10 protein-coding genes and 1 pseudogene are annotated in these 11,995 nt (G+C 74.0%); 7 read left to right on the top strand and 4 right to left on the bottom strand.

What is annotated here, in order from left to right; genetic code table 11:
- The first annotated feature begins 179 nt into the window (after positions 1 to 179).
- A complete protein-coding gene (locus tag ESG85_RS15565) occupies positions 180 to 749 on the top strand; it encodes a GNAT family N-acetyltransferase (RefSeq protein ID WP_128979647.1) in 570 nt (189 codons plus the stop codon).
- Positions 750 to 968: 219 nt separating this feature from the next.
- On the opposite strand, the gene ESG85_RS15560 is transcribed toward ESG85_RS15565, so the two are convergent.
- Positions 969 to 2,168: an MBL fold metallo-hydrolase gene (locus ESG85_RS15560; RefSeq protein WP_128979645.1), complete on the bottom strand. Its 1,200-nt coding sequence runs from the start codon at positions 2,166 to 2,168 to the stop codon at positions 969 to 971.
- 100 nt (positions 2,169 to 2,268) lie between these two features.
- Here ESG85_RS15560 and ESG85_RS15555 point away from each other — a divergent pair.
- Positions 2,269 to 2,868: pseudogene (locus ESG85_RS15555) on the top strand (TetR/AcrR family transcriptional regulator); the annotation flags it as partial.
- Positions 2,869 to 3,216: 348 nt separating this feature from the next.
- Here the strand turns inward: ESG85_RS15555 and ESG85_RS15550 are convergent.
- Positions 3,217 to 4,026, bottom strand: coding sequence for an SIMPL domain-containing protein (locus ESG85_RS15550; protein ID WP_128979643.1), 810 nt, complete (start codon positions 4,024 to 4,026; stop codon positions 3,217 to 3,219).
- A 154-nt stretch (positions 4,027 to 4,180) separates the two neighbouring features.
- The gene (locus tag ESG85_RS15545) at positions 4,181 to 5,491 is read right to left on the bottom strand and encodes a glycoside hydrolase family protein (protein WP_128979641.1); all 1,311 of its coding nucleotides are present in this window, start codon (positions 5,489 to 5,491) and stop codon (positions 4,181 to 4,183) included.
- A 170-nt stretch (positions 5,492 to 5,661) separates the two neighbouring features.
- Between ESG85_RS15545 and ESG85_RS15540 the strand changes: the two genes are divergently transcribed.
- The 5 genes from ESG85_RS15540 to ESG85_RS15520 all read left to right on the top strand — a co-directional run bounded on the left by ESG85_RS15540 (position 5,662) and on the right by ESG85_RS15520 (position 11,049).
- Entirely contained in the window at positions 5,662 to 6,621 is a 960-nt protein-coding gene (locus tag ESG85_RS15540; RefSeq protein ID WP_128979639.1) for an STM4015 family protein, read from the top strand.
- Entirely contained in the window at positions 6,618 to 7,748 is a 1,131-nt protein-coding gene (locus tag ESG85_RS15535) for an STM4014 family protein (RefSeq protein ID WP_128979637.1), read from the top strand. The genes ESG85_RS15540 and ESG85_RS15535 overlap by 4 nt, the downstream gene beginning before the upstream one ends.
- Positions 7,749 to 7,846: 98 nt before the next feature.
- On the top strand, positions 7,847 to 8,680 hold the full coding sequence (locus ESG85_RS15530; RefSeq protein ID WP_128979716.1) for an STM4013/SEN3800 family hydrolase: 834 nt from the start codon (positions 7,847 to 7,849) through the stop codon (positions 8,678 to 8,680).
- On the top strand, positions 8,677 to 10,116 hold the full coding sequence (locus ESG85_RS15525) for an STM4012 family radical SAM protein (protein WP_128979635.1): 1,440 nt from the start codon (positions 8,677 to 8,679) through the stop codon (positions 10,114 to 10,116). Before ESG85_RS15530 ends, ESG85_RS15525 begins: the two co-directional genes overlap by 4 nt.
- Positions 10,117 to 10,170: 54 nt before the next feature.
- Positions 10,171 to 11,049 carry an STM4011 family radical SAM protein gene (locus tag ESG85_RS15520; RefSeq protein ID WP_128979633.1) on the top strand — a complete coding sequence of 293 codons (879 nt, stop codon included), beginning with the start codon at positions 10,171 to 10,173 and terminating at the stop codon, positions 11,047 to 11,049.
- Here the strand turns inward: ESG85_RS15520 and ESG85_RS15515 are convergent.
- The gene (locus ESG85_RS15515) at positions 11,036 to 11,830 is read right to left on the bottom strand and encodes an SGNH/GDSL hydrolase family protein (protein ID WP_128979631.1); all 795 of its coding nucleotides are present in this window, start codon (positions 11,828 to 11,830) and stop codon (positions 11,036 to 11,038) included. The two genes, ESG85_RS15520 and ESG85_RS15515, sit on opposite strands and share 14 nt — an antisense overlap.
- Positions 11,831 to 11,995 lie beyond the last annotated feature (165 nt).

The raw sequence follows: 11,995 nt of genomic DNA, 5'->3' as shown, positions 1-11,995 counted from the left end.
TGACCGATCAGGACCTTATCGATAATCGTTTTCATTGTCATCTGTCGGAACACGGCCTCTCCGCATGCGGACGCACGCATGCCGCGACATGCCCGTACCTCCGGCGCACCCCACCGCAGCCCGAAGCCGCACCCCGGCACCGTGGCCCCGTATCCCGTTCAGGCATCCCAGGAGATCCGATGAGCCGGCCCCCGCACCCGCCCTACACCGTGCGCCCCGCCACCACAGCCGATGTGGAAGGCGCCCGCCAGGTCATGCTCGACACCTTCTACCGGGACTTCGGCTACGGCTACGTGCCCGCGTGGCACCGCGACGTCACCGAGATCGAGCACACCTACCTGAACGACCCGCGCCACCTGCTGCTGGTCGCCGTGCACCGCGGCGAGGTCGTGGCCACCACCGGCGTCCGCTCGTCAGGCCCGGCCCACCCGCCGCACCCGCGCTGGCTCGCCGAGCGCTACCCCTCGGGCACCACCGCGCAACTCGTCCGGGTCTACGTACGCCCGGAGCACCGGCGCAACGGCCTGGCCCGCACCCTCGTGGACCGGGCCCGCGCCTTCGTCGCCCGGACGCCCGGGTACGACAGCATCTACCTGCACACCAATGTGGACGTCGAGGGCGCCGAGGCGTTCTGGCGCGGCATGGCCGAGGAGATCTTCGACGCCCGCACCACGGGAGAGCACGGCCCCGGCGTGGGCACCGTGCACTTCGAGATCCCGCTCCCGAAGCACGGTCCGCTCCGCGCATGACGGCGCCAGGGACCGAGAAGGGACCTCGGGACCGAGAAGGGACCTCGGGGACGGCGAGGGCCTGAGGGCCCTCAGGGACGGCGAGGGCCTGAACCGCCGCGCAGCGGCTTCACGCTCTGCCCGGCACCCCGTGCGGCGCTCGCGGCGAACGACCCCGCTCCTCCGTCGCGGGACGCCGCGGCATCCGGGCCGTGCCCCGCGGTCCGTCCTCGGCCGGCGTCACCGCTCGCCCGCGAGGTCGAGGTCGTCGCTGCGCGACTCCACGGCGACCTCGGCAGGCCGGGGGCGACGCCACGGCTGCGCGACCGGATGCGACACCGTCCGCCACCACGGCTCCACGGGCAACTTCCCCGCGGCCTCGAACGACTCCCCGGGACGGGGAAACGCCACCGCCTGGCCGGCCTCCTCGGCCTCGTACTTCGTCCACTCCCCCGGCTCCGCCCACGCGTGCGGGGCCAGGTTGAAGGTGGCCCAGTGGATCGGCAGCAGGACGCCGTGCGGGGTGCCGCCCTGGAGGTCGAGGTGGGCGCGCAGGCCCTCCTCGGGGGTCATGTGGATGTCCGGCCAGAACTCCGCGTACGCACCGATCTGGATCATCGTGGCGTCGAACGGACCGTGGGCGGCGCCGATGTCCTTGAAGCCGGAGAAGTAGCCGGTGTCGCCGCTGTGGTAGACGCGGTGGTCCGGGCCCTCGACGACCCAGGAGGCCCAGAGGGTGTGCTGCCGGTTGCGCAGGCCGCGGCCGCAGAAGTGGCGGGCCGGAGTCGCGGTCAGCCGCAGGTCGCCCACCTCGGTGGACTCGGTCCAGTCCAGTTCGCGCAGCCGGGAGGCACGCACGCCCCAGCGCTCCAGGTGGGCGCCCACGCCGAGCGGCACCGCGAACAGGGTGTCGGTGGTCGCCAAGGCCTTGATCGTCGACAGGTCCAGGTGGTCGTAGTGGTCGTGGGAGATCACCACGACGTCGACCGGACCGAGCGCCGCCAGCGGCGCCGGCACGGGATGCAGCCGCTTGGGACCCACGAAGGCGAACGGCGAGCAGCGGTCGCCCCAGACCGGGTCGAAGAGCACCCGGCCGCCGTCGATCTCGGCGAGCACGCTGGAGTGACCCATCCAGGTGAGGCGCAGCCCGGTGGCCGCGGGCCGGGCCAGATCGGCGACGGTCGTCGGATGCACGGGGATCGTGCCGTTCGGGGCCCGGCGTGCCCGCGCCTCCTTCTCGAAGTAGACCTTGGCGAACTCCACGGTCGAACCGGACGGCCGGTGCCGGGCCTCCTCGGGGTTGCGGAAGGTCCCGTCGGCGAAGTTCGGGGAGCGGCGGATGCGCTCCAGCCGTGCGCCCGTCGGGTCGGCGCCGAAGGCCGCGGCGCGCAGTGCGCGCAGGCGTGTCCGCAGCGCGTGGTCGGAGCCGGTGCCGGTCACAGGGCCTCCTGAAGTCGGGGGGTTCCTTCATTATGGGCGGCCCGGGCGGGAAGGCGCCGTGGCGATCATGTCTTTGTCATGTGCTGTGTAGGGTCGGGGCGTGGCGAGAGAGCGGTTGAGCGTGACCGAACGGCGGGAAGCCCTGCTGCGGGCGGCCGTGGCCCAGATCGAGGCCCGCGGCGTGGCGGCGCTGCGCATCTCCGACGTGGCCCGGGAACTCGGGGTCAGCAACGCGCTGGTCCTCTACCACTTCGCGACCAAGGAGCAGCTGGTCTCGGCCGCCTTCGCCCGCGCCGCCGAGCAGGACCTGGCGCGGCTCCGCGGCCTGCTGGGGCGCCGGACCTCGGCGGTGCGGCGGCTGCGGGCGGCCGTCCGCTGGTACGCGCCGACCGGCCAGGCCAAGGGCTGGCGGCTGTGGATCGAGAGCTGGGCGGCCGCGCTGCGCGACCCGGCGCTGCGCGAGGTCGCCGGCACTCTCGACCGGGCGTGGAAGGCCGAGCTGGCCGAGGTGATCGCCGAGGGCGTGGCGGCCGGCGAGTTCCGCTGCCCCGACCCGACCGCCGCGGCCTGGCGCCTCACCGCCTTCCTGGACGGACTGGCCGTCCAGATGACCTCGTACAAGGGCTCGCTCCCCCGTGCCACGATGCTGACCTGGGCGGACGCGGCCCTCGCCCGCGAACTGGGGCTTCCCGACGCGGCTCCGGCCGGCACCGCGCACGCCGCGGGTGGCGGCGGCATGGCTCCGACGGGTGACGCGGGCACTGCCCGCGCCGCCACCGGCGTCGCGGGTGCCGCGGGCCCCGCGGGTGCCGCTGACGCGGATGCCAGGAACGGCGCGGGTGCGGACGCCACGGACGGCGCGGGTGCGGACGGCGTGGGTGCGGACGGCGTGGGTGCGGACGCCCCGGGCCCTGCGACCGCCGCGGTCCGCACGGACGCCACGGACCATGCCGCCCCCTCGGACCCCTCGGACTCCTCGGACTCCCCGAACCCCTCGGACTCCCCGGACTCCCCGGACGCTCCGCCGACCGAGTGAGCGGCTCCTCGCTCAGACCAGCTCGAACACCGCCGTGAGCGTCACGTGCTCCTCGATCTCGCCCGGCGCGAGCGGTACGCCCTCGCCGCCGTCCGCCGGTGCGCTCGGGAGCGCGCCAGGGCCGGGGCGGGTGCTCTCGCCTTCGGTGAGCGAGACCAGCCGGCCCAGCCGGTGACCGCTCAGACGGGCGTGCTGGGCGGCCTTGTCGTGGGCGTCCCGGTAGGCGGCCTCGCGGGCCTTGGCGCGCAGCGCGGTGGGGTCGGCCACGTCGAAGACGACGCCGTTGATCCGGCCCGCGTCGCCGGTGGCATCGGTGGCGGCGCCGATGATCTGGCCGGTCCGGTCGATGTCGCGGACCTTCACCGAGAAGCTCTGTCCGGCCTGGTAGCCCGTGACCTTGCTCTCGCCCCCGGGGCTCTGGGTGTAGACCGGCGAGAGGGAGAGGTTCTCGGTGCGGACGTCGCGGTCGGCGATGCCCTGAGCGTGCAGCGCGTCGACCAGCGCCTTCGCCGAGGCGCTCTGGGCGGCCAGGGCCTCCTTCGCGGTCTTCCGGGTCGCCTCAACGCCGACCGAGAGCACCGCCAGGTCGGGTGCCGAGGCGGCCCGTCCGCTGCCGCTGACCGTGACGGTGGTCGCCTTCGGCGCCCGTACGGCCGCCGCTGACGCCGCCGCCCCCGTGACGGCGCCCGGTTCGGCGGCGAGGGCGGGGGCGGCGGCGCCCAGGAGGAGGACGCCCCCCAGCGCCGCTGCGGCCACGGCGCCGCACCAGGCTCCCGGCCGGGCCTCGGGTACAGAGGGGGTGACGGTGTGACGAGGTGTCATGGGCCGTTCCTTCGCGACTGGTTGATCAGGGTTCATCCGGTTTCGTCCGGCGCGGACATCCCACCAGCCGTCGCCTGCCGCGCCGCCTCGCCACTCCTGGACCGCTCCCTCCTTCACCTCTCCGTACCAGGCCTCCGGCCCCGGGCCGGAGGCCTCAGCAGTCGAGGCGGAGCGGCGGGCGCCAGAGTTGTCCGTCGCCCGCGACGCCCGGCGTGGGCGTGTAGGTCAGCGGGACGAGATGGGTGGCGGCCGCGGCCTCGTTGCGGATGCCCAGCCACAGGTCGATGATCTGCCAGGCCTGCCCGTCGAGGACGGTCACGGTCCTGGGCTGGCCGCCACAGCTGTTGCCGTTGAAGATGCGGCGCCCGAACGCGGGCGCGTTCCAGCCGAGGTTGCCCGGCGCCGCCCAGCCCGAGTACAGCGAGGGCGCGGTGGCGTAGCCGATCGGGGTGCCGGTGCAGTAGCCGCAGGCGGGATCGGCGTAGGTGAGGACGTACAGCCGCTGCACCGGGTCCCAGTAACCGCCGGGCCCCTCGATCTTCTTGAGCCCGGCGACCCTGCGCACGCCGACGCCCGTACCGTCGCTCCCCCGGGCGTCGAGTTCCTCGATGTTGAGCTGCGCGGACCCCGGGAGGGTGCAGACGATCGCGGGATGGCCGCCCGGCGTACCGGATTCGATGATGCCGAAGTCGCCGTTGCCCGTGCAGACGGACAGCGCGGGCTTGCGGTAGAAGCCCCCGGGCACGGGTGGGGGTCCGCACGGCCCCTCCGCGGAGGCGCAGCCCATCGCGTTGTAGGCGTGGGGTCCGCCGGCCGAGTAGTGGCGGGGACTGTTGAACCAGAGGACGAAGGCCCCGTCGTCGCGACCCCAGCCCGAGCGGCGGATCATCCGCGGGTTGAAGCAGCCCTGGCCGGACGTGCCGCAGGTGTCCTGCCACGAGTCGTCGGTCCACGGATCGACGGTCGTCGGGTCGAACAGCGCCTTGGGCAGGGTCCACGGCCCCTGCGGCGCGGGCGCGGTGGAGACGCCGAAGCCGCACCAGGGCGTCGGCTTCACGTACCACTCGAAGCCGCAGCCGTACATCGAGCCGTACATGTAGTAGGTGTCGCCGAACTTGGCGATCTGGGCGTCGTGGAGGTCGATGCCGGAGATGGTGAACGCGGTCGGCCGCGCCGTGTCGCGCGCCGCGGCGGCGCTCTCCGATGCGGCGGCGCTCTCCGCAACGGAGGCGAAGCCCGGTCCGGTACCGCTCTCCGACACGGAGGCGAAGCCCGGTCCGGTACCGCTCTCCGACACGGAGGCGAAGCCCGGCCCTGCGCCGGTCTCCGGTGCGGAGGCGATGGCCCGCCCGGAGGCGCTCGTGGTTCCTCCTCCGCCCGGGCCGGCCCCGGCCGCCGCCGGGACCGTGGCGAACAGCGCGGCGGTGGTGAGCAACAGGGCCGTGAGGATGCGACGGACGTCCACGGACGATGACTACCAGACGAATCATCACATTCCGGAACGGACACGCGCGTACGGTACGGCGGCCGACGCCCGCCACCGTCCTTGTCAGTGCCGCTTGGTAGAACTTCTGCCGTCAGCCGATCTCTGCCGCCGCGATCCGACGGCCGCACACACTGGTGTCTGGAGCAGCCATGACCATCGGGAATTACCTGCGGGTGTTCCACGACCTGCCCGTGTTCGAGTTCCCCACTCCCGCGACGTCGGCCGAGCTGCCCGACGCCGCGTCGGTGGCCTGGCGGCTGTCCGCGGTGACGTACCGCGACTCGGGCGACGAGGAGGAGTGGACGGAGATCTTCGAGCGCTTCCTCGACGCCGTGGACACGTCCCGGGTACGGGCCCTGGTCGTCGGCGGCTGGGAGGACGCGTACGAGGAGTCGTCCGACCCCATCGTCGAGGCGCTGGTGGCCGCCGCGGACCGGCTGTCCGCGCTGGAGGCGGTGTTCCTCGGCGACATGCTGTCCGAGGACTGCGAGATCTCGTGGATCACCCAGGGCGACGTCACCCCGCTGCTCGCCGCCTACCCGCGCCTCGCCTCGTTGGGCGTGCGCGGCGCCACCGGACTGGAGTTCCCGCCGCTGCGGCACGAGGGGCTGCGCCGGCTCGTCGTCCAGACCGGTGGGCTGCCCGGCGGTCTGGTGCGGGACATCGGCGCCTGCGACCTGCCCGCCCTGGAGCACCTGGAGCTGTGGCTCGGCACCACCTGGTACGGCGGCGACAGCACGCCCGAGGATCTGGAGCCGATCCTCTCCGGGACCCGGCTGCCCGCGCTGCGCAGCCTCGCGCTGTGCAACAGCGTGACCCAGGACGCGGTGGTGGAGGCCGTCGCGGGCGCGCCGGTCGTCGCCCGGCTCTCCGAACTCGACCTGTCCATGGGCACGCTGACCGACGCCGGTGCGGAAGCCCTGCTCGCCGGGCAGCCGCTCACCCACCTCAAGCGGCTCGACCTGGCCTACCACTACCTGTCGGAGGAGATGAGCGAGCGGATCGTCGACGCCCTCGCGCCGCACGGCGTGGACGTGGACGTCACCGACCGGCAGGAGCCGGACGTGTACGACGGCGTCGCCAACCGCTACACCGCGGTCGGCGAGTGACGTCCGCCGCGGACCTCCGCCTGGCCGTCGTCGGGAACACCGGAAGCCGCCGGGTCCGGTTCTTCCTGGAGGCGGTCCGCGCCGCCGGGCTGCCCGGGGCGCGCGTGGTGCCGTGGGTCGACGTGCTGCGCGGCACGGCGGAGTTCCGGTCCGGTGAGACCGTCCGCGTCGACTCCCCCGGGGAGGACCCGGAGGTGGACCGGCTGCTGCGCGGCGCGGACGACCCGACGCGGGTGGAGGGATCGCGGCACTGGTACGAGACGTTCACCGGCGCCCTGCGGGGGCTCGCCGCGCGGGCGGCCGGGGCCGGTGCGGCGCTGGTGGACGAACCGGCCGAGACGGCCGTCCTGTTCGACAAGCGGCTCACGCACGCGCGTCTGCGGGCGGCCGGGGTCCCGGTGCCCGAGTCCCCCACCTCGGGCGCCGACGCGCCGCCCGTGCGGGGCTGGGCGGACGTGCGGACGCTCATGGCCGGAGCGGGGCTGCGCCGGGTCTTCGTGAAGCTCGCGCACGGCTCCTCCGCCTCGGGCGTCCTCGCCGTGGAGACCGCCCCCGGCGGACGTGTCCAGGCCACCACCTCGGTGGAACGGACCCCCGACGGACACCTCTTCAACTCGTTGCGGGTGCGGCGCTACCGCACCGAGGCCGATGTCGGCGCCGTCGTGGACGCCCTCGCGCCCGACGGGCTGCACGTCGAGCGATGGGTGCCCAAGGCCTCGCTCGACGGCCGGGCCGCCGATCTGCGGGTGGTGGTGATCGACGGCCGGGCCACCCATGCCGTGGTCCGCACCAGCGGTTCTCCGCTGACCAATCTCCATCTGGGCGGCGTCCGGGGCGACCTGGACGCGGCCCGCGCCGCGATCGGCGCGGCCGGTGGCCGGTTCGCGGACGCGCTCGCCGTCTGCGAGCGCGCCGCCGCGGCCTTCCCCGGCATCCGCTGCGTGGGCGTCGACCTGCTGCCCTCCAGCGGCTGGCGCCGCTTCTCGGTCGGCGAGGTCAACGCCTTCGGCGACCTGCTGCCCGGGCTCACCGGGCTGCCGGGCGGCGGCGCCGAAGGCAAGGACACCTACGAGGCCCAGGTCGCCGCCCTCGTCCGTACGCGAACCACAGGAACGAGCACTTCGTGAACCCCCCGACCGCCGCCACGCCCGACACGGCCGCCGTGCCGGGCATGACCGTCGCACCCGGCACCGCCGCCGCGTCCGGCCCGGCCGCCACGACCGACATGAACGAGATCGTCGGCAGCCACGACGTCCTTCTCGTCACCCTCGACACCCTGCGCCACGACGTGGCGGCCGAGCTCGCCGCCGAGGGCCGCACACCCCACCTGGCCCGGCACCTGCCCGGCGGCGTGTGGGAGCGGCGGCACGCGCCCGGCAGCTTCACCTACGCCTCCCACCAGGCCATCTTCGCGGGCTTCCTGCCGACGCCTGCCACACCGGGACCGCACCCCCGGCTCTTCGCCGCCCGGTTCGCGGGCAGCGAGACCACCGCCGACGGCACCTACGTCTTCCACGACGCGCCCGACCTGGTCTCGGCGCTCGCGTACGAGGGCTACCGGACGGTGTGCATCGGCGGGGTCGGCTTCTTCAACAAGCAGCCCCCGCTGGGTTCGGTGCTGCCCGGCCTGTTCCAGGAGAGCCACTGGGAGCCGTCCTTCGGCGTGGCCTCGCCGACCTCGTTCGAGTCGCAGGTGGCCCGGGCCGAGGAGGTCGTCGCCGCGCTCCCGCGTGACCGCCGGCTCTTCCTCTTCGTCAACGTCTCGGCCCTGCACCAGCCCAACTGGTTCCACCGGCCGGGCGCGAGCCGCGAGGACGGCGACACCCGGGAGACCCACGCGGCCGCCCTGGAGTACGTGGACCGTCACATCGGCCGGCTGTTCGCCGCGATGAGCAGCCGCCGCGACTGCTTCGCGATCGTCTGCTCCGACCACGGCACGGCCTACGGCGAGGACGGCTTCACCGGCCACCGGCTGGGCCACGAGAGCGTGTGGACGGTGCCGTACGCGCAGTTCGTACTGCCGGGACCGGACCGCGACGCGAAGGAGACGGCCGCGTGAACACCCCCACCGCGCCCTCGTACGAGCCCGAGGCCACGACCGGAAACGGGACCGCGACCCCCGCCCGGAGCGGAAGCGGGACCGCGACCCCGGCCGCGGACGCGGCCGCGCTCCCGCGTCCGTACCGGAGCTACGTCTATGCCTACCCGCACAAGACGGCGTACCGCCCGCTCACCGACCGGCCCGCGCTCGCGGAGCTCTGGGCCGGCGAGCCGAAGGACGCGCTGTCCCTCTACGCGCACATACCCTTCTGCGAGGTCCGCTGCGGCTTCTGCAACCTCTTCACCCGGATCGGCGCCCCGGACGAGCTGACCACCCGCTACCTCGACGCGCTGGAGCGGCAGGCCGTGGCCGTGCGCGAGGCGCTCGGCGACGACGGTCCGGCCCGCTTCGCCACGGCCGCCTTCGGCGGCGGCACGCCCACCTTCCTCACCGCCGCCGAGCTGACCCGGCTCTGCGACATCGCCGAGCGGCGGATGGGCGCCGATCTGCGGGCGATACCCCTCTCCGTGGAGACCTCGCCGGCCACGGCTACCGCCGACCGGCTCGCCGTGCTCGCCGAGCGGGGCGCGACCCGGCTGAGCATCGGCGTGCAGAGCTTCGTCGAGGCCGAGGCCAGGGCGGCGGTGCGCCCGCAGCGACGCGCGGACGTCGAGGCGGCCCTCGGCCGCATCCGGGACACCGGTGTGCCGGTCCTCAACATCGACCTGATCTACGGGATCGACGGCCAGACCGAGGAGTCCTGGCGCCGCTCCCTCGACGCCGCCCTGGCCTGGCGTCCCGAGGAGCTCTACCTCTATCCCCTGTACGTGCGCCCGCTGACGGGCCTCGGCCGGCTCCAGGACCCGGCGGCGGCCGACCGGGCCTGGGACGAGCAGCGGCTCCGCCTCTACCGGCACGGCCGCGACCACCTCCTCTCCCACGGCTACGAGCAGGTGTCGATGCGGATGTTCCGCCGCGCGGACGCGCCGGCGCTGGGCCCCGACGACCACGCCTGCCAGACGGACGGCATGATCGGGCTGGGCTGCGGCGCCCGCTCGTACACCTCGCGGCTGCACTACTCGTTCGACTACGCGGTGGACATGCGCGAGATCCGCTCGATCATCGACCGCTACACGGAGACGGCCGACTTCTCCCGTGCGGAGGTGGGGCGCCCGGTCGACGCCGGTGAGGCGCGCCGCCGTCATCTGCTGCAGTCGCTGCTCCAGGCCGAGGGCATGCCGGTGGCCGACTACACGGCCCGCTTCGGCGGCTCGCCGTTCGAGGACTTCGGGGCCGAGCTGGCCCGCTTCGAGCGGCGGGGCTGGCTGGACGCGGAGGCCCCGGACGGGCTGCTGCGACTGTCGCCCGAGGGACTGGCGTACTCGGACGGACTCGGTCCCGAGCTGTTCTCGCCGGCGGTGCGGGCGGCGATGGCCGCGTACGAGGCGAAGTAGCGGAGGCGACGTGGTGGCGAGGCGACGTGGCGAGGGCGAAGGAGCGAGGCCGCGATGGATCTGACCCTGCTCTACCGGGGGCCGCTGGCCTCCTGCGACTACGACTGTCCGTACTGCCCGTTCGCGAAGCGCCGCGACAGCCGGGAGCAGTTGCGGGCCGACCGGGCGGCCCTGGAGCGCTTCGCCGGGTGGGCGGCGGGACGGACCGGGGACCGGCTGCGGATCCTGTTCACGCCCTGGGGCGAGGGCCTGGTGCGGTCCTGGTACCGGCGGACGATGGTGGAGCTGTCCCGGCTTCCGCACGTGGAGCGGGTGGCGATCCAGACCAATCTGAGCTGCCGTACGGAGTGGCTGACGGAGGCGGACCTCGGCTCGCTGGCGCTGTGGTGCACGTACCACCCGGGCCAGACGCCGTACGACCGCTTCCTCGGCAAGTGCCGTGACCTCGCCGCGCGGGGCGTCCGCTTCAGCGTGGGGATCGTCGGGCTGCCCGAGCACCGGGAGCACGCCCGGCGGCTCCGGGCGGAGCTGCCGGAGGAGGTGTACCTGTGGGTGAACGCGGCCGAGGGCCGCACGTACGCCGACGAGGAGGCCGAGGACTGGACGGCCCTCGACCCCCTCTTCCCGTACAGCCGGCATCCGCACGCCTCGGCGGGGCTGCCCTGCCGCACCGGCGAGTCGGTCGTCTCGGTGGACGGCGACGGGACGGTGCGCCGGTGCCACTTCGTCCCTGCCGAGCTGGGCAACCTGTACGACGGCTCGTACCGCGCCGCGCTGCGCCCGCGCCCCTGTCCGATCGCCGTGTGCGACTGCCACATCGGCTACGTCCACCTGGAGACGCTGCCGCTGTACGACGTGTTCGCGGGCGGTGTCCTGGAGCGGATCCCGGCCCCGCCGGCCCGGCTCCCGGCCCCGCGCCCTACAGGGGCATGAGGTCGGGGCGCTTGGCCGCGACGTGGTCGCCGGAGCTCTCGCCGCGCAGCCGGCGCCCGATCCACGGGACGAGGTACTCCCTTGCCCAGTGGATGTCGTCCTTGCGGACCTCGAGGGTGCCGCGCGGCGGCAGCGGCGGCCACGGCTGCTCCGGGTCGGCGGGTACGCGCCTGCCGAGGACCTGGGCGGCGCGCAGCGCGACCCGGGTGTGGCCCTCGGGCGACAGGTGGAGCCGGTCGTCGTCCCAGGCACGGCGGTCCTGGACGGACTTCAGCGACCACAGGTCGAGCACCGGGCAGCCGTACCGGTCGGCGATGGCCCGGACGTGACCGTTGTACGTGGCGATCTTGCCCCTCAGGTGCTTGAGGAGGGGCACGTCGCGGGTGTCGAAGCCGGTGGTCACCATGACGGTGCCGACGGCGGAGGTGAGGTCGGCCACCGCGCGCTCGAAGCGCTCGGCGACGTCGTCCGGGTCGGTGCCGGGTCGGATGATGTCGTTTCCGCCCGCGCAGAAGGTCACGAGGTCCGGGGCGAGCTCCTTGGCCCGCGGGACCTGCTCCGTGACGATCTGGTCGAGGAGGCGCCCCCGTACGGCGAGATTGGCGTACCGGAAGTGGTCGTGTTCCGGCATCTCGTCGGCGAGCAGGACCGCGAAGCGGTCCGCCCAGCCGACGAACGTCCCGTCGGGCCCGGGGTCTCCGACGCCCTCGGTGAAGCTGTCACCGATCGCCGCGTACGACCCGAATGCGTGCTGGTCTGTTGATCTCGAATCGTCTGCCACGGGAGCACATCCTTCCCTTCGGGATGTGACCTACGCGACCGTAAGGAGGGGTTGACGGTGGGTGACATACGCCACCGATAAAGATTCCCCCAAGCCGGAATACGCCGGAGGCCCGGCACTGGTCGTGCCGGGCCTCCGGAGTGCCGTCCTGGTGCTGACGCGAGG

Source organism: Streptomyces roseicoloratus (genome assembly GCF_004117935.1).
Classification (GTDB): domain Bacteria; phylum Actinomycetota; class Actinomycetes; order Streptomycetales; family Streptomycetaceae; genus Streptomyces; species Streptomyces roseicoloratus.
Note: the sequence above shows the minus strand (reverse complement) of the source record. Positions and strands in the feature narration are given on the sequence as shown.